15 protein-coding genes are annotated in these 16,939 nt (G+C 47.4%); 14 read left to right on the top strand and 1 reads right to left on the bottom strand.

Annotated features, from left to right (window positions below; genetic code table 11):
* Positions 1–112 precede the first annotated feature (112 nt).
* From FNL97_RS12070 to FNL97_RS12030, 9 genes are all read left to right on the top strand, one after another.
* Positions 113–1,042, top strand: a complete 930-nt coding sequence (locus FNL97_RS12070; protein ID WP_143415861.1) for an aspartate carbamoyltransferase catalytic subunit — start codon at positions 113–115, stop codon at positions 1,040–1,042.
* On the top strand, positions 1,005–2,288 hold the full coding sequence (pyrC, locus tag FNL97_RS12065) for a dihydroorotase (protein WP_143415860.1): 1,284 nt from the start codon (positions 1,005–1,007) through the stop codon (positions 2,286–2,288). The genes FNL97_RS12070 and pyrC overlap by 38 nt, the downstream gene beginning before the upstream one ends.
* Complete coding sequence (locus FNL97_RS12060; protein ID WP_062678253.1) at positions 2,289–3,383, top strand: carbamoyl phosphate synthase small subunit; 1,095 nt, start codon at positions 2,289–2,291, stop codon at positions 3,381–3,383. It abuts the gene before it with no gap.
* Positions 3,376–6,573: a carbamoyl-phosphate synthase large subunit gene (carB, locus tag FNL97_RS12055; RefSeq protein ID WP_143415859.1), complete on the top strand. Its 3,198-nt coding sequence runs from the start codon at positions 3,376–3,378 to the stop codon at positions 6,571–6,573. The genes FNL97_RS12060 and carB overlap by 8 nt, the downstream gene beginning before the upstream one ends.
* Positions 6,570–7,343, top strand: coding sequence for a dihydroorotate dehydrogenase electron transfer subunit (locus FNL97_RS12050; protein ID WP_143415858.1), 774 nt, complete (start codon positions 6,570–6,572; stop codon positions 7,341–7,343). The genes carB and FNL97_RS12050 overlap by 4 nt, the downstream gene beginning before the upstream one ends.
* On the top strand, positions 7,340–8,281 hold the full coding sequence (locus FNL97_RS12045) for a dihydroorotate dehydrogenase (protein WP_143415857.1): 942 nt from the start codon (positions 7,340–7,342) through the stop codon (positions 8,279–8,281). Before FNL97_RS12050 ends, FNL97_RS12045 begins: the two co-directional genes overlap by 4 nt.
* Entirely contained in the window at positions 8,253–8,972 is a 720-nt protein-coding gene (pyrF, locus tag FNL97_RS12040) for an orotidine-5'-phosphate decarboxylase (RefSeq protein WP_097354297.1), read from the top strand. Before FNL97_RS12045 ends, pyrF begins: the two co-directional genes overlap by 29 nt.
* The gene (pyrE, locus tag FNL97_RS12035; RefSeq protein ID WP_097354298.1) at positions 8,969–9,592 is read left to right on the top strand and encodes an orotate phosphoribosyltransferase; all 624 of its coding nucleotides are present in this window, start codon (positions 8,969–8,971) and stop codon (positions 9,590–9,592) included. Before pyrF ends, pyrE begins: the two co-directional genes overlap by 4 nt.
* A gap of 128 nt (positions 9,593–9,720) precedes the next feature.
* Positions 9,721–10,284 carry a Uma2 family endonuclease gene (locus tag FNL97_RS12030; protein ID WP_015863387.1) on the top strand — a complete coding sequence of 188 codons (564 nt, stop codon included), beginning with the start codon at positions 9,721–9,723 and terminating at the stop codon, positions 10,282–10,284.
* A 42-nt stretch (positions 10,285–10,326) separates the two neighbouring features.
* On the opposite strand, the gene FNL97_RS12025 is transcribed toward FNL97_RS12030, so the two are convergent.
* Positions 10,327–12,039, bottom strand: coding sequence for an Rqc2 family fibronectin-binding protein (locus FNL97_RS12025; protein ID WP_143415856.1), 1,713 nt, complete (start codon positions 12,037–12,039; stop codon positions 10,327–10,329).
* Positions 12,040–12,147: 108 nt separating this feature from the next.
* On the opposite strand from FNL97_RS12025, the gene FNL97_RS12020 reads away from it, so the two are divergent.
* From FNL97_RS12020 to rpoZ, 5 genes are all read left to right on the top strand, one after another.
* Positions 12,148–14,820 carry a calcium-translocating P-type ATPase, SERCA-type gene (locus FNL97_RS12020; protein WP_143416327.1) on the top strand — a complete coding sequence of 891 codons (2,673 nt, stop codon included), beginning with the start codon at positions 12,148–12,150 and terminating at the stop codon, positions 14,818–14,820.
* Positions 14,821–14,908: 88 nt separating this feature from the next.
* Positions 14,909–15,784, top strand: a complete 876-nt coding sequence (locus tag FNL97_RS12015) for a YicC/YloC family endoribonuclease (RefSeq protein ID WP_089097054.1) — start codon at positions 14,909–14,911, stop codon at positions 15,782–15,784.
* 56 nt (positions 15,785–15,840) lie between these two features.
* The gene (remA, locus tag FNL97_RS12010) at positions 15,841–16,104 is read left to right on the top strand and encodes an extracellular matrix/biofilm regulator RemA (RefSeq protein WP_015863391.1); all 264 of its coding nucleotides are present in this window, start codon (positions 15,841–15,843) and stop codon (positions 16,102–16,104) included.
* Between the two features lie 14 nt (positions 16,105–16,118).
* Positions 16,119–16,733, top strand: coding sequence for a guanylate kinase (gene gmk, locus FNL97_RS12005; protein ID WP_015863392.1), 615 nt, complete (start codon positions 16,119–16,121; stop codon positions 16,731–16,733).
* A 3-nt stretch (positions 16,734–16,736) separates the two neighbouring features.
* A complete protein-coding gene (gene rpoZ, locus FNL97_RS12000; RefSeq protein ID WP_015863393.1) occupies positions 16,737–16,934 on the top strand; it encodes a DNA-directed RNA polymerase subunit omega in 198 nt (65 codons plus the stop codon).
* The last annotated feature ends 5 nt before the right edge of the window (positions 16,935–16,939 follow it).

Genomic DNA, 16,939 nt, shown 5'->3' with positions numbered 1-16,939 from the left:
CGTTGTCTGGAAAGACGAAAGTTGCTTTCTGGTCCCTTTTTGCGAACTGTGTAACACCCTGTCTCTAGGCAGGGTGTTTTTTTATGAGAAATCAAGCAAAGGAGAGAAAACGATGGCACATTTGTTTACATTATCTGAACTGTCCGTCACGGAAATTATCCGATTATTAGAGGATGCGGAGCAATTTAGAAAAGGACATTTTTGGCGTCCGCCTGAACCGATGTTTATCGCCAATTTGTTTTTTGAACCAAGCACACGGACAAAATGCAGCTTTGAAATGGCGGAACGGAAACTAGGGCTTCACGTGATTCCGTTTGATGCCGATATGTCGAGCGTACAAAAAGGAGAAACATTGTACGACACGGTCCGCACGCTTGAGGCGATCGGGGTAAACGCGCTTGTTATTCGTCATTCGCAAGATGCGTATTTTGAAGAGCTTCGTCATACGGTCCGCACTCCCATCATTAACGCTGGTGACGGCTGCGGGCATCATCCGACGCAATCGCTCTTAGATTTGCTCACCATCCGGCAGGAGTTTGGCACATTTGCCGGGCTGACTGCAGCAATCATCGGGGATATTCGTCACAGCCGCGTAGCCCGCTCTAATGCCGAAGTGCTGACAAGACTCGGAGCGAAGGTGTTATTTTCGAGCCCCGAAGAATGGAAAGATGAAGCAAATCCATATGGTACGTATGTAGATATTGATACAGCGGTAGCGGAGGCGGATGTCATCATGCTGCTGCGCATCCAGCATGAACGGCACGCGGAAAAAATGGGGCTGACAAAAGAACAGTATCATGAGCGCTATGGACTGACGATAAAGCGGGCGAAAAAGATGAAAGCAAACAGCATTATTTTGCATCCGGCGCCAGTCAATCGCGATGTCGAAATTGAAAGCAGCCTTGTTGAATCGGAACGCTCGCGCATTTTTAAGCAAATGGAAAACGGCGTCTATGTGCGGATGGCTGTGTTAAAACGAGCAATCGAAGAAGGGAGAATGGCCAATGGCAATTATTTTAAAAAATGGCAAGTCGTTCAATAAAGATGGTGTGATCGAACGGACGGAACTAAAAATCGAAAATGGATTTATTACCGCCATCGGCTCCAAGCTTCACAGTGAAGAAGCAGACGAAGTTATCGATGTACAAGGGAAGTTGATATCAGCCGGATTTATCGATTTGCATGTTCACCTGCGCGAACCGGGCGGCGAAGCGAAAGAAACGATTGCCACCGGAACGCTGGCAGCAGCAAAAGGTGGTTTTACCACAGTGGCGGCAATGCCGAATACGCGACCAGTGCCGGATACGAAAGAACAAATGGAATGGCTTTGCAAGCGAATCCGCGAAACGGCTTATGTCCATGTGCTTCCATATGCGGCCATTACGGTCGGCCAGCAAGGAACAGAGCTGACCGACTTTGCCGCATTAAAAGAAGCAAGTGCGTTCGCGTTTACCGATGACGGGGTAGGCGTGCAGTCTGCCGGCATGATGTATGAAGCGATGAAGCGGGCTGCTGCACTAGATATGGCAATTGTCGCCCATTGCGAAGATAACACGCTGGCGAATCGCGGTGTGGTGCATGATGGCGAATTTGCGCACCGCTACGGGCTATATGGAATTCCATCCGTATGCGAATCGGTACATATCGCACGTGATGTGCTATTAGCGGAAGCAACGGGATGTCACTACCATGTGTGCCATATTAGCACGAAAGAATCGGTCCGCGTTGTCCGCGATGCAAAACGGGCAGGAATTCGCGTCACCGCGGAAGTGACGCCGCATCATCTTCTTTTATGCGATGAAGATATTCCAGGCCCTGACGCGAATTATAAGATGAATCCGCCGCTTCGCAGCAAAGAAGACCGCGAGGCGTTAATCGAGGGGCTGCTTGATGGCACGATCGACTTTATCGCAACCGACCATGCCCCGCATACGGAAGCGGAAAAACAAAAAGGAATCAATGCCGCCCCGTTTGGCATTGTCGGTTTGGAAACGGCGTTTCCGCTCCTTTATACCCACTTGGTCGAAACGAACATATTGACACTGAAGCAGCTGATTGATTTGCTGACGGTGAAGCCGGCTGAATGCTTCGGCTTGCCGCTTGGAAAGATTGCTGTCGGCGAGCGGGCGGATATTACGATTATAGATTTAGAGACCGAAGAAGTAATTGATCCACAGACGTTTGTATCCAAAGGGAAAAATACTCCATTTGCCGGTTGGAAATGTAAGGGTTGGCCGGTGATGACGTTTGTCGGCGGAAAACTAGTTTGGCAGAAAGGAAGAGAATAAATGAAACGGCAGCTTGTATTAGAAGACGGTACGTTTTTTATCGGCGACGCGTTTGGCAGCACGGAAAAAATGGTTGGAGAAGTGGTGTTTAACACGGGAATGACCGGTTATCAAGAAATTTTAACCGATCCTTCTTATTGCGGACAAATTGTAACAATGACGTATCCGCTCATCGGCAATTATGGCATTAATCACGATGATTTTGAATCGATTGAACCGCATGTTCATGGTTTCATTGTTAAAGAAGTGTGCGACTCACCATCCAATTGGCGAAACGAAATGACGCTCGATCAGTATTTAAAAGAAAAACGGATCCCGGGGTTATCAGGAATCGATACGCGAAAATTAACGAGGATTATTCGAAAATATGGCACGCTCAAAGGAATGATCTGCGATTTAGATGCAAGCGTGCAAGAGGTTGTCGAATACTTGAAAACAACGGAACTGCCGAGAGATCAAGTGAAGCGCGTCTCGACAAAAAGCCCGTATCCAAGCCCGGGGCGAGGCTATCGCGTCGTCCTCGTTGATTTCGGCATGAAACATGGCATTTTGCGCGAATTAAATAAACGAAATTGCGATGTGATTGTGCTTCCATATAACGCGACCGCGGAAGATGTATTACGTTTGCACCCGGACGGAGTAATGTTATCAAACGGTCCTGGAGACCCGAAAGATGTGCCGGAAGCGATTGAAATGATTCGAGGCATTCTCGGCAAAGTGCCGCTCTTTGGCATCTGCCTCGGCCATCAGCTGTTCGCGCTCGCCTGTGGCGCCGATACGGAAAAAATGAAATTCGGCCATCGCGGCTCAAATCATCCAGTGAAGCATTTGGCGACGGGAAAAGTAGCGATCACTTCACAAAATCATGGCTATACTGTCAAAAAAGAATCATTGCAACATACAAGATTAGAAGTAACCCATATCGCTTTAAACGACGGCACGGTAGAAGGATTGCGGCATCTTGATTATCCGGCGTTTACGGTGCAATACCACCCGGAAGCCTCACCTGGTCCTGAGGATGATAACTCGTTATTTGATGAGTTTATTGAGATGATTCGCGAGTTTAAAAAGAAAGGGGAAATCGTTCATGCCTAAACGCCAAGACATTGAAACGATTTTAGTGATCGGTTCCGGCCCGATTGTCATCGGCCAGGCGGCGGAGTTTGATTATGCGGGCACACAGGCATGTTTGGCGCTAAAGGAAGAAGGATACAAAGTTATTTTAGTTAACTCCAATCCAGCAACGATTATGACCGATACGGAAATTGCCGACAAAGTATATATGGAGCCGCTCACGCTCGAATTCGTTTCTCGCATTATCCGCAAAGAACGTCCGGACGCGATTTTGCCGACACTTGGCGGACAGACTGGGCTAAACTTGGCGGTCGAGCTTGCTAGAACGGGGGTGCTCGCAGAATGCGGCGTTGAAATTTTAGGAACAAAATTAGAAGCAATTGAAAAAGCGGAAGACCGCGAACAATTTCGCGCGCTCATGAACGAACTTGGCGAACCGGTTCCGGAAAGCGAAATTATTCATAGCTTGGAAGAAGCATACGCTTTCGTGGAAAAGGTCGGCTATCCGGTTATCGTCCGCCCGGCGTTTACGCTCGGCGGCACTGGCGGCGGCATTTGCAAAAACGAGGAAGAATTGATCGATATCGTTTCTACTGGGTTAAAACTAAGCCCTGTTCATCAATGCTTGCTAGAAAAAAGCATCGCGGGCTATAAAGAAATCGAGTATGAAGTGATGCGCGACGCCAACGATAACGCGATCGTCGTCTGCAATATGGAAAATATCGATCCGGTCGGCATTCACACCGGCGATTCGATCGTCGTCGCTCCAAGCCAAACGCTAAGCGACCGCGAATATCAATTGCTGCGCAACGCATCGCTAAGAATCATTCGCGCTCTTGGCATCGAAGGCGGCTGCAATGTGCAGCTGGCGCTCGATCCGCATAGCTTCCATTACTACGTTATTGAAGTCAACCCGCGCGTCAGCCGCTCATCGGCGCTGGCGTCAAAAGCTACCGGCTATCCGATTGCCAAGCTCGCCGCGAAAATCGCCGTTGGCTTAACGTTAGATGAAATCATTAATCCGGTGACAGGAAAAACGTACGCCTGTTTTGAACCAACGCTCGATTACGTTGTGACGAAAATTCCGCGCTTTCCGTTCGATAAATTCGAATCGGCCAACCGCCGTCTTGGCACGCAAATGAAAGCCACAGGCGAAGTGATGGCGATCGGACGGACGTTCGAAGAGTCACTGTTAAAAGCGGTTCGCTCCCTTGAGACGAACGTCTACCATCTCGAACTTAAAGATGCCGAAAACATATCAGATGAGTTAATCGAAAAGCGGATTCGCAAAGCGGGAGATGAACGCCTCTTCTATATTGCCGAGGCGCTTCGCCGCGGTTTTACTGTCGAGCAAATTCACGAGTGGAGCCAAATTGACCGATTTTTCTTAACCAAAATCGAAAACATCGTCCGCTTTGAAAACGTTGTTCGTGACTATAAGGGGGATATCGAAGTACTGCGAAAAGCGAAAGAAATGGGCTTTTCCGATGTAGCCATCGCCAAGCTTTGGAACAAGAGTGAGCGCGATGTGTATGAGATGCGCAAACAAGCAGGAATCATTCCTGTATATAAAATGGTGGATACATGCGCGGCGGAATTTGAATCAGAAACGCCGTATTACTACAGCACGTACGAAGACGAAAACGAATCGGTCGTCACCGACCGAGAAAGCGTCGTTGTGCTCGGCTCAGGACCAATTCGCATCGGGCAAGGGATTGAATTCGATTATGCGACCGTTCATTCGGTCTGGGCGATTAAAGAAGCGGGCTATGAGGCGATTATTATCAACAACAATCCGGAAACGGTGTCGACCGACTTCAGCATATCGGACAAATTATATTTCGAGCCGTTAACCATTGAAGATGTGATGCATGTCATTGATTTAGAAAAGCCGATCGGGGTTATCGTGCAATTCGGCGGCCAGACGGCAATCAACTTGGCGGCCGAATTAGCGGCGCGAGGCGTCCGCATTTTGGGAACGTCGCTTGAGGACTTAGACCGCGCCGAAGACCGTGACAAATTTGAACAAACATTATCGGAGCTAGGCATTCCGCAGCCGCAAGGAAAAACGGCATTTTCCGTCGAGGAAGCGGTGCGGATTGCTGAGGAAATCGGCTATCCCGTGCTTGTTCGTCCATCGTATGTTCTTGGCGGCCGCGCAATGGAAATCGTGTATCAAGAAGAAGAGCTATTGCACTACATGGAGCACGCCGTCAAAGTGAACCCGCAGCATCCGGTTCTCATCGATCGTTATTTAATCGGAAAAGAAATCGAGGTGGATGCGATTTCTGACGGAGAAACGGTGTTTATCCCGGGAATTATGGAACATATCGAACGGGCGGGCGTGCATTCCGGCGACTCGATTGCCGTTTATCCGCCGCAAACGTTAACGGAGGACATCCAGCAAAAAATCGTCGATTACACGATTAAATTGGCAAGAGGATTGCGCATTGTTGGATTATTGAATATCCAATTTGTTATGTATCAAGGCGAAGTGTACGTACTGGAGGTGAATCCGCGTTCAAGCCGCACGGTGCCGTTTTTAAGCAAAATTACCAATGTGCCGATGGCGAATATCGCGACGAAAGTCATTTTAGGAGCGAAACTCGCGGAACTTGGCTATGAAACAGGCTTGAGGCAAGAAATCGAAGGAGTATACGTGAAAGCGCCGGTCTTCTCATTTGCCAAACTGCGCAACGTCGATATTTCGCTCGGTCCGGAAATGAAATCAACCGGCGAAGTGATCGGCAAAGACGTGACATTTGAAAAAGCGTTATATAAAGGGTTAGTTGCTTCGGGAATCCATATTCGTCCATACGGAGCTGTCCTATTGACGGTTGCCGATAAAGATAAAGAAGATGCGATTGAACTTGCAAGACGTTTCTATCAAATTGGCTATCAGCTGCTCGCGACAAACGGCACGGCGGAAGCGTTAAAAGCGGCGGACATTCCGGTAACCATCGTCAATAAAATCCATTCCGCATCGCCGAACATTTTAGATGTGATTCGTCAAGGGAAAGCGCAAGTTGTCATCAACACGCTTACAAAAGGAAAACAGCCGGAAAGCGATGGATTCCGCATTCGCCGTGAAGCGGTCGAAAACGGCATTCCATGCTTAACCTCGCTGGATACGGCGAAGGCGATGCTTCAAGTCATCGAATCGATGACGTTTTCGACAACGGCGATGACACAAGGGATGGTGCGCGTATGATGAAACAAGAACAAATGACGGTTGTCCGTCACAAGCCGATTGCAAAAAACATTTATGAACTAACGTTAAGCGGCCATTTAGTTGAGGAAATGAATGCACCAGGCCAATTTGTCCATGTGAAAGTGACTTCGCAAGCGGACCCGCTCCTGCGCCGTCCGCTTAGCCTTTGCCGCATCGATCAAGATGCGAGGGAATGTACGCTCATTTATCGGAAAGAAGGAATTGGCACGACATTGCTTTCGGAAAAACGGCCTGGGGAAACAATCGACGTGCTCGGCCCGCTCGGAAACGGATTTCCACTCGATGTCGTAGAGAAAGGACAGCGCGCGCTTTTTGTCGGCGGCGGCATCGGTGTTCCTCCGCTTTACGAATTAGCGAAACAACTTGTCAAAAAAGGAGTTATCGTCACAAGCGTGCTCGGCTTTCAAACGAAAGAGGTCGTCTTTTATGAACGGGAGTTTGCAGAGTTCGGGGAAACGTATATCGCCACTGTTGATGGCTCTCACGGAACGAAAGGATTTGTCACCGATGTCATCCATGAGCGGGCGATTTCGTTTGACGTCTTGTACGCGTGCGGGCCGAAACCGATGTTAAAGGCGCTAGAACAAATGTTTCCAGATAAAGAAGTATATCTTTCATTAGAAGAACGGATGGGTTGCGGCATCGGCGCGTGTTTTGCCTGTGTCTGCCGCGTTCCTGGCAGTGAAACGGCGTATAAAAAAGTATGCAGCGACGGTCCTGTGTTTAAAGCCGGGGAGGTGGTGTTATGAACCGTTTAGCGGTCGAACTGCCGGGGCTTTCGCTTAAAAATCCGATTATGCCGGCATCAGGATGTTTCGGATTTGGCCGCGAATATGCGCAATTTTATGACTTAAGCAAGCTTGGCGCGATTATGATCAAAGCGACAACAAAAGAACCGCGCTTTGGCAATCCGACGCCAAGAGTGGCGGAAACGCCAAGCGGAATGCTAAACGCCATCGGTCTGCAAAACCCTGGCTTAGAAAAAGTAATGAAAGAAGAACTGCCGTGGCTTGCGCAATTTGATGTTCCGATTATCGCGAATGTGGCTGGCTCGACGATGGAGGAATATGTAGAGGTTGCCAAACATATTTCCAAAGCGCCAAATGTTCACGCGCTCGAGCTCAATATTTCCTGTCCGAATGTCAAAAAAGGCGGCATTGCGTTTGGCACCGTTCCGGAAATTGCCGCAGAACTCACGAAGCTCGTGAAAGAAGTGTCCGAAGTGCCTGTCTATGTCAAGCTTTCGCCAAACGTCACCAACATTGTCGAGATGGCGAAAGCGATTGAAGCGGCGGGAGCGGACGGACTAACGATGATTAATACACTTTTTGGCATGCGCATCGATGTGAAAACGGCAAAGCCGATTTTGGCGAACCGAACCGGGGGATTATCGGGACCGGCGATTAAGCCGATTGCGATCCGCATGATTTACGAAGTAAGCCAAGCCGTTTCGATTCCGATTATCGGCATGGGCGGCATTCAATCTGCTGAAGATGTCATTGAGTTTTTCTATGCCGGCGCCAGCGCCGTCGCAATTGGGACGGCGAATTTTATCGACCCGTTTGTCTGCCCGAACATTATTGACAAGCTGCCGGCGCTTTTGGACGAGCTTGGCATCGACCACATTTCCGAATGCATGGGAAGGAGCTGGAAAAAAGGTGAACGATCCGTTTATTGTGGCGCTTGATTTTTCGTCGGGCAAGGAAGTACGAACATTTTTACAGCCATTTTCTCATACATCGCTATTTGTCAAAGTGGGCATGGAATTATACTATCAAGAAGGTCCCGCGATCATTCATAGCTTAAAAGAACAAGGACACCGGATTTTCCTTGATTTAAAGCTGCATGATATTCCGAATACGGTCAAACGCGCCATGCAGGGATTGGCCCGTTTAGAGGTCGATTTAGTCAACGTCCACGCCGCCGGTGGAACGCGGATGATGGAAGCGGCGCTCGAAGGATTAGAAGCGGGAACGCCAAACGGAGCGCGCCGTCCATATTGCATCGCCGTCACGCAGCTGACAAGCACAAGCGAGCAAATGCTGCATAACGAACTTTGGATCGGCCGGACAATGGAAGAAACGGTGCTTCATTACGCGGCACTGGCGAAACAAAGCGGGCTTGACGGGGTCGTCTGCTCGGCAAAAGAAGTGCCGCTTATCCGCAAACATTGCGGAGAAGCCTTTTTGACCGTTACCCCAGGCATTCGCTTTGCCGATGATGAAAAAAACGATCAAGTCCGCGTCGTCACCCCATATGAAGCAAAAAAACTCGGCGCAAGCTTTATTGTCATCGGTAGAAGCATTACCCGCGCAGAAAATCCAGCTGCGGCTTACGAGCGGCTAAAACGGGAATGGAAGGGAGAGGAAAACGAATGAACAAAGAAATCGCCACACATTTGCTCCGCATTGGCGCTGTATCGCTGCAGCCAAATGAACCGTTCACATGGTCGTCTGGATTGAAATCACCGATTTACTGTGACAACCGTCTTACACTTGCGTATCCGAACGTACGAAACGCGATCGCCGATGGGCTCACTAAGCTGATCCGCGCACATTTTTCCAACGTCGAAGCAATCGCCGGAACGGCCACAGCCGGCATTCCACATGCGGCATGGGTCAGTGAACGGCTAAACCTGCCGATGTGCTACGTGCGCAGCCAAGCAAAAGGCCACGGAAAAGGAAAGCAGATTGAAGGAAAAGTCGACAAAGGACAAAAGGTCGTTGTCGTTGAGGACTTAATTTCTACAGGCGGAAGCTCTTTGAATGCCGTCCGCGCATTGCGGGAAGCAGGCTGTCAAGTACTTGGTATCGTCGCCATTTTTACGTACGGACTCGAAAAAGCAAAACAAGCATTTGCGGAAAATAACGTAGAAGTGTATACACTGACAGATTACGACACACTTATTGAAACCGCAGTCGAACTGGGCGTCGTGACAGAACAAGACCTCACCACTTTAAGAAAATGGCGGGAAAACCCGGAAGAGTGGGGGAAATAAAATGGATGCGAGTAAGAGAGCGCACAGCGGAATGCGCTCTTTTTTTCATGATCCCGCTCCGCTCTTTTGCTCAAGGTGAGCAGGTAATATAATAGAAGTATATATAAGAGAGGAAAAGAGGGATTATGATGTCCTTACCGCGATTTTCCAACGTTTCGTATGAAGAATATTTAGCGCTGCGGGAGAAAAGCGAAGACCGCTTGGAATATATTGACGGCGTCGTGTATATGACTCCTTCCCCAAGCATTAAACATCAGCTTGTTTCGAGCAATATTCATACGCAGTTCGGAATTTATTTGAAAGGGAAAAAGTGCAAAGTATTTGCCGCGCCGACAGACATTGAGTTGGTTAGCGAGAAGTTTCCTGATCGAAAAGTGGTCATTCCCGACCTTAGCATTATTTGTGGTGAAAAAGGGTTTACCGAGACGAAATATGTCGGTGTTCCTACACTGATTGTGGAAATATTAAGCCCTTCCAATCAGGCGCATGATTTAGTGACAAAGTTTAACTTATATATGGCCTACGGTGTGAAAGAATATTGGATTGTGAATCCGATGAAGGACGCGATTACGGTTTATACGTTAAATGAGGAAGGATTATATGAACAAGCCGATATTAAAGCAGGGACGGGCGTTGTCCAATCGGTTTGTTTTCTGGGGTTGGCATTAAATCTCGAAGAAATATTCACATAAAGAAATACCTCCCAACACGAAGCGTGGGAGGTATTTGTTATGTTATTGCTTTTTCATTCGAATCACCAAATCCTCATCCGGCGTCACGTAAACCGTCTGCTGGTTTTCGTAAATCACAAAACCCGGTTTGGCGCCGCTCGGTTTTTTCACATAGCGGATGCGCGTGTAGTCGACGGGAACGGAGCTCGATTGGCGCGCTTTGCTGAAGTAGGCGGCGAGATTGGCCGCCTCCGCAATTGTTTGCTCTGACGGGTTTTTGCTGCGGATGACGACGTGTGAGCCGGGAATGTCTTTCGTGTGCAGCCAAATCTCGTCTTTATGCGCTAGTTTTGTTGTTAAATAATCGTTTTGCTTGTTGTTTTTCCCAACCAGAATTTCCGTGCCGTCGCTTGCGACGTAGCGATCCAGCTCGATCTTCCGTGGTTTTTGTTTTTTCGTTTGTTTCGTGGCGCGCGCCCGCAAATATCCTTGTTCGATCAACTCCTCGCGAATTTCCTCGACATCTTTCGGCGCAGCGGTTTCCAGCTGCTGGAGAAGCGTATTGAAATAAGCGATTTCTTCGTTCGTGCGCTTAATTTGTTCTTGGACGACGTTTAACGAGTTTTTCGCTTTTTGGTATTTTTGAAAATAGCTTTGCGCGTTTTCCGACGGCGATTTTTGCGGATCGAGCGGAATCGTCACCGTCGCGCCGTTTTCGTCGTAATAGTTGATCACTTCGATTTCTTTCATTCCCCGCTTGATGGCGTACAGGTTAGCGGTTAACAGTTCCCCGTAAAGCCGATATTGTTCCGCTTGTTTTGCCTCCTCTAATGTTTGTTTCAGCTTGATCAGCTTTTTTTCATTTTTCGCTTTTTCGTTCGCAATAAACCGCTCGAGATCGTGAGCTTGCTGTTTCACGCGGTCGCGCTCGGCTTTGCCGAAGTAAAAGCGGTCAAGAAGCTCACTAAGCGTATCAAATGGCTTTGCTTCTACCTGCAAATGGGTAAGTGGAAGCGCGTAAAACCATTCTTTTTCCCCATTTGTATACATCGCGGGAGCAAAGCGATGGGCGCGCACTTCATCCATCAACGAGATAAAGCTTTTTGGAAGTGTTGCCCGATTCGCAAGCCCGGCGCGAAAAACGATTTCTTTTGCTAAGAGCGGCGAAATGCCCGAAAATGCAGCAACGAGCTGCTCCGCTAATTTCCCCGCATGAAAATCAATTTTTTTCAAGACTGTTTCTTCGGTTGCTTCAAGCGGATTTATTTTCCCGTGCGATGGCGGTGCGATGTACTCATGGCCAGGAAGCACCGTACGATACCGGTTGACGGCAGGGGAAAGATGTTTAATGCTGTCGATAATCATGTTCGTATCCTTGTCAATCAAAATAATGTTGCTGTGCCGTCCCATAATTTCTATTATCAGCTGTTTTGTATGGACATCGCCGATTTCATTTCTGCCTTTTGTCTCAATAATGATGATGCGGTCGAAATCGACTTGGCGGATCGCTTCGATGATGCTTCCTTCTAAATGTTTGCGCAAAAGCATACAAAACATCGGCGGTTCTGCCGGATTGTCATACGTTTCATTCGTTAAGTGAACGCGCGCATAGCTCGGATGCGCAGACAGCAGCAATTTATAATTTCGCCCGTACGAGCGGATTTGCAATACGAGTTCGTGGGCAAACGGCTGATGAATTTTCGTGATGCGTCCTCCTTCAAGCGCTTGTTGCAACTCTCTTGTCATTGCATATGTAAACACTCCGTCAAACGCCATAGAAAAACACCTTTCTGCTCGTTTTTTTATTTCATGAATATCATATCATTTTTTCGGACATGTCTGAATAAGCTTTCATAGAGAAGCGAAGAGGAGGGAGAAACGTTGATGCAATGGCATACGCTCGCATCTAATGAAGTCGCGAAGGAAACGAACACGAACATCGCTACAGGATTAACGACAGAAGAAGCGAAAAAGCGTCTGAAACGGTTCGGATATAACGAGTTAAAAGAAGCGAAAAAACAGTCGGCGCTTTTGTTGTTTTTGAATCAGTTTAAAGATTTTATGGTGCTTGTGTTGCTGGTTGCTACCGTTATTTCGGGACTGCTAGGCGAATATGTCGATGCGGTTGCCATCATTGTTATTGTCATCATGAACGGATTTTTAGGATTTTTCCAAGAACGGCGTGCCGAGAAATCATTAGAGGCGCTGAAACAATTATCGGCACCGCAGGCGACGGTGTTGCGCGATGGGGAATGGGTGAAAATTCCATCGCAAGAACTTGTTGTCGGCGATATTATCAAGTTTTCAAGCGGAGACCGAATCGGAGCCGATGTTCGCTTAATTGATGCAAAAGGGCTGGAAATCGAAGAATCGGCGCTAACGGGTGAGTCGGTGCCGACGGCGAAATCAGCCGCACCGCTTATGAACGAAAATGCTGCGATTGGTGATTTACATAATATGGCTTTCATGGGCACCCTTGTAACAAGAGGAAGCGGCGTTGGCATTGTGATTGCAACGGGAATGAAAACGGCGATGGGACAAATCGCGAATCTGCTTCAAGAAGCGGAAACGGTGATGACTCCGTTGCAGCACAGGCTCGAGCAACTGGGGAAAATCTTAATTGCTGTTGCCCTGCTGCTTACGATTCTCGTTGTCGCAGTCGGTGTCATTCAAGGGCACGGCTTATATGAAATGTTTTTAGCAGGTGTTTCGCTAGCGGTTGCCGCGATCCCAGAAGGATTGCCAGCGATTGTAACGATTGCACTCGCGCTTGGTGTGCAGCGGATGATTAAGAAAAACGCGATTGTCCGCAAATTACCGGCTGTGGAAACGTTAGGATGCGCTTCTGTCATTTGTTCCGACAAAACAGGAACAATGACGGAAAACATGATGACGGTGACGCATATTTGGGCAAGCGGGAAAAGCTTTTCAGTCAGCGGTACAGGGCTTGAAACATCCGGGCAATTTTATGAAAACGGCCATCCTGTTGATCCAAGAAAGGATACAGTCTTACATCAATTGCTTACGTTTGGAGTTCTTTGCAATAGTTCACAATTAAGAGAAAAAGAAAAACGCCGTTACATTGACGGCGATCCGACCGAAGGCGCTTTGCTTGTCGCCGCGATGAAGGCGGGATTGACGAAAGAACGCATCGAAAACGAATTTACCGTGGAGCAAGAATTTCCGTTTGATTCGGAGCGGAAAATGATGACGGTCATTGTGAAAGATAAAACAGGAAGACGATTCATTGTGACAAAAGGAGCTCCGGACGTATTGTTGCAAGTGAGCGAGCAAATTTGGTGGAACGGCCGCGAGCAAACGATGACAATGGCATGGAGAAAGACGGTAAAAGATGTCATCCATCAAATGGCGAGCCAAGCGCTCCGCACGATTGCGATTGCTTATCGCCCGCTTCAAGCTTATGAGCGAATTACTTCAGAAAAAGAGGCCGAGAAAAATCTCGTGTTTATCGGAATTCAAGGAATGATCGACCCGCCACGCCCAGAAGTGAAAAAAGCGGTGCAGCAGTGCAAGGAAGCGGGCATTAAAACAATCATGATCACTGGTGATCATGTGCTTACCGCCAAAGCGATTGCCAAGCAGCTTGGGGTGCTGCCGCCGAACGGAAAAATAATGGACGGCCCAACGCTGTCGCGGCTTTCGGTAGATGAACTTGAAGAAGTAGTCGATGATATTTATGTATTTGCCCGCGTTTCTCCGGAACATAAATTAAAAATTGTAAAAGCATTGCAACGGCGAGGGCATATTGTATCGATGACGGGCGACGGCGTGAACGATGCCCCGGCAATTAAGGCGGCCGATATAGGTGTGGCGATGGGACGGTCCGGAACGGATGTTGCGAAAGAAGCGGCTTCGCTTGTGTTATTAGATGATAATTTCGCAACGATTCAAGCGGCGATTCAAGAAGGAAGAAATATTTACGAAAACATTCGCAAATTTATCCGCTATTTGTTAGCATCCAATGTTGGAGAAATTTTAGTCATGTTGTTTGCGATGCTGCTTGCTTTGCCTCTTCCGCTTGTGCCGATTCAAATTTTATGGGTGAACCTCGTTACCGACGGTCTTCCGGCGATGGCGTTAGGGATTGACCGCGCGGAAGAAAATGTAATGAAACGTCCTCCGCGCCATCCGAAAGAAGGGGTGTTTGCTCGCGGACTTGGCTGGAAAATTGTCAGCCGCGGCTTTGCCATCGGAATGGTGACGTTGGCGGCATTTATGACCGCGTATGAACGAAGCGGGCATGAGCTTGTTTATGCACAGACGGTGGCGTTTGCGACGTTAGTGATGGCGCAGCTTATTCATGTATTTGACTGCCGGTGTGAGCGCTCGATTTTTGACCGCAATCCGCTTGAAAATATATACCTTGTTGGAGCAGTCATCATATCAATATTGTTATTGCTTGTCGTGATTTACTATCCACCGCTGCAGGGAATTTTTCATACCGTGCCGATCGCTTCGTTTGATTGGCTGCTCATTATTGGTTTAGCGGCACTTCCAACATTTTTGTTTTCCGGTTCACTTTTTACGAGAAAATGAAAAAGAGATATGATATAATATCCAAGGTGATAGAGGATCACTCTATGACCTTTTCTTTTTTGGATTTCACATAAACGGATGTGATGACATGGTTTATAGCATGACAGGCTTTGGACGCAGCACGAAAAAGAATGAACAGCTAAGCATTACCGTGGAAATGAAGTCAGTGAACCACCGCTTTTGTGAAATTTCCATCCGCATCCCTAGACAATGGATTGTTTTTGAGGATAAAATAAAAAAAGCAATTTTGCAGTACGTGAAACGGGGAAAAATCGAAGTTTTTGTCAATATCGAAGGCGATGGATTGGTGAAGCGAAAATTACATATTGATTGGGATTTAATGAAGGAGTATTATAATAGTTTGCAAAGAGCGAATGAGCAGTTTTCTTTGCATGATCGTGTGACACTTTCCCACTTATTTCAGCTCGAAGGTGTTGCGGAAATTATTGAAGAAGAAACCAACAATGAGGAAATGGAGCAACTGTTACTTGCAGCAGTCAAAGAGGCAGCAGAGCAACTTGCATTTATGCGTAAGCAGGAAGGTGAGGCGCTCCTTGTTGATATAAAAACGCAGCTTTCTAGTATTGAAAAAAGCGTGCAAGCGATTGAGGAGTGGGCCCCTTGCGTCATTGATCATTATCGCGAGCGGTTAATGAAACGTATCAATGAGCTTGTTCCACTTCCTGCCGATGAGTCACGCATTTTAACAGAGGTGGCGATTTTCGCGGAAAAAGCGGACATTAACGAAGAGCTAAAGCGGATTCGCAGCCACCTTAAGCAAGTTGCCGCAACGCTCGAAAAAGACGAACCAATCGGTCGAAAGCTTGACTTTTTAGTACAAGAGTTAAACCGAGAAGTGAATACGATCGGGGCAAAAGCGAACGATAGCCGAATTGCTGCGCAAGTAGTAGAGATGAAAAGCGCGCTCGAAAAGATGAAAGAGCAAGTGCAAAATATCGAGTAATCGTTTAGAACTGCCCAATTGCGGCAACAATAATTTTTATGGCAGGTGGGCATTTCGTGGGGATAAAATTTATTAATATCGGATATGGAAATATGGTATCAGCCGCTCGCATTATTACGATTGTCAGCCCCGATTCAGCACCAATTAAACGAATTATTCAAGATGCGAGAGAAAGCGGAAAATTAGTTGATGCCACTCATGGAAGGAGAACACGGGCTGTCATTATTATGGACAGCGATCATGTCATATTATCTTCCGTTCAACCGGAAACAGTAGCCAATCGTTTATATGGAAGCGATGATTTATCGGAGGAAGGGTAGGGTTTTATATATCTATGAGTGAAAGAGGATTATTGATTGTGTTGTCTGGACCGTCTGGCGTTGGAAAAGGAACGGTGCGAAAAGCATTGTTTTCCCAGCCGGATATTAATTTGCATTATTCCGTTTCCGTAACGACAAGGAAACCGCGGGAAGGAGAAGTCGATGGTGTCGATTACTTCTTTAAAACGCGCGAAGAATTTGAGCAAATGATTCGTGAAAACAAATTGCTTGAGTGGGCAGAATACGTTGGCAATTACTATGGAACTCCAATTGATTATGTGGAAAAAACGTTGCAAGAAGGAAAAGATGTGTTCTTGGAAATTGAAGTGCAAGGGGCGCTTCAAGTGCGCAAAGTGTTTCCGGAAGGTCTTTTTATCTTCCTTGCCCCTCCAAGTTTAAGCGAATTGGAAAAACGAATTATAGCGCGCGGTACAGAGTCAGAAGAGCTCATTCAAAATCGTTTGAAAGCAGCAAAAGAAGAACTTGAAATGATGGATGCTTACGATTATGTCGTGGAAAACGATAAAGTCGAGCTCGCGTGCGAGCGGATTAAAGCGATCGTGATTGCTGAACATTGCCGACGAGAACGTGTGGCAAAACGCTATAAAAAAATGTTGGGGGTGGAATAAACCGTGCTATATCCTTCCATCGATTTGTTGATGCAAAAAGTGGATTCGAAATATAAGCTTGTTACGGTTGCAGCGAAACGCGCGCGTCAACTTCAGGAAAATGAAGAATTAACCATTAAAAATCCGGTGTCGAAAAAATTTGTTGGGCAAGCTTTAGAGGAAATTGCTGCGGACCATATCGAATTAGTAGAAGAAAAATAACAACC

The organism is Geobacillus sp. E263, from assembly GCF_007197795.1.
GTDB lineage: Bacteria > Bacillota > Bacilli > Bacillales > Anoxybacillaceae > Parageobacillus_B > Parageobacillus_B toebii.
This window is presented reverse-complemented; position numbering and strand designations above follow the sequence as displayed.

Coding starts and splice junctions, on each gene's coding strand:
- FNL97_RS12070 (WP_143415861.1), top strand. CDS start 113: ATGGCACATTTGTTTACATTATCTGAACTGTCCGTCACGGAAATTATC.
- pyrC (WP_143415860.1), top strand. CDS start 1,005: ATGGCAATTATTTTAAAAAATGGCAAGTCGTTCAATAAAGATGGTGTG.
- FNL97_RS12060 (WP_062678253.1), top strand. CDS start 2,289: ATGAAACGGCAGCTTGTATTAGAAGACGGTACGTTTTTTATCGGCGAC.
- carB (WP_143415859.1), top strand. CDS start 3,376: ATGCCTAAACGCCAAGACATTGAAACGATTTTAGTGATCGGTTCCGGC.
- FNL97_RS12050 (WP_143415858.1), top strand. CDS start 6,570: ATGATGAAACAAGAACAAATGACGGTTGTCCGTCACAAGCCGATTGCA.
- FNL97_RS12045 (WP_143415857.1), top strand. CDS start 7,340: ATGAACCGTTTAGCGGTCGAACTGCCGGGGCTTTCGCTTAAAAATCCG.
- pyrE (WP_097354298.1), top strand. CDS start 8,969: ATGAACAAAGAAATCGCCACACATTTGCTCCGCATTGGCGCTGTATCG.
- FNL97_RS12030 (WP_015863387.1), top strand. CDS start 9,721: ATGTCCTTACCGCGATTTTCCAACGTTTCGTATGAAGAATATTTAGCG.
- FNL97_RS12025 (WP_143415856.1), bottom strand. CDS start 12,039: ATGGCGTTTGACGGAGTGTTTACATATGCAATGACAAGAGAGTTGCAA.
- FNL97_RS12020 (WP_143416327.1), top strand. CDS start 12,148: ATGCAATGGCATACGCTCGCATCTAATGAAGTCGCGAAGGAAACGAAC.
- FNL97_RS12015 (WP_089097054.1), top strand. CDS start 14,909: ATGGTTTATAGCATGACAGGCTTTGGACGCAGCACGAAAAAGAATGAA.
- gmk (WP_015863392.1), top strand. CDS start 16,119: ATGAGTGAAAGAGGATTATTGATTGTGTTGTCTGGACCGTCTGGCGTT.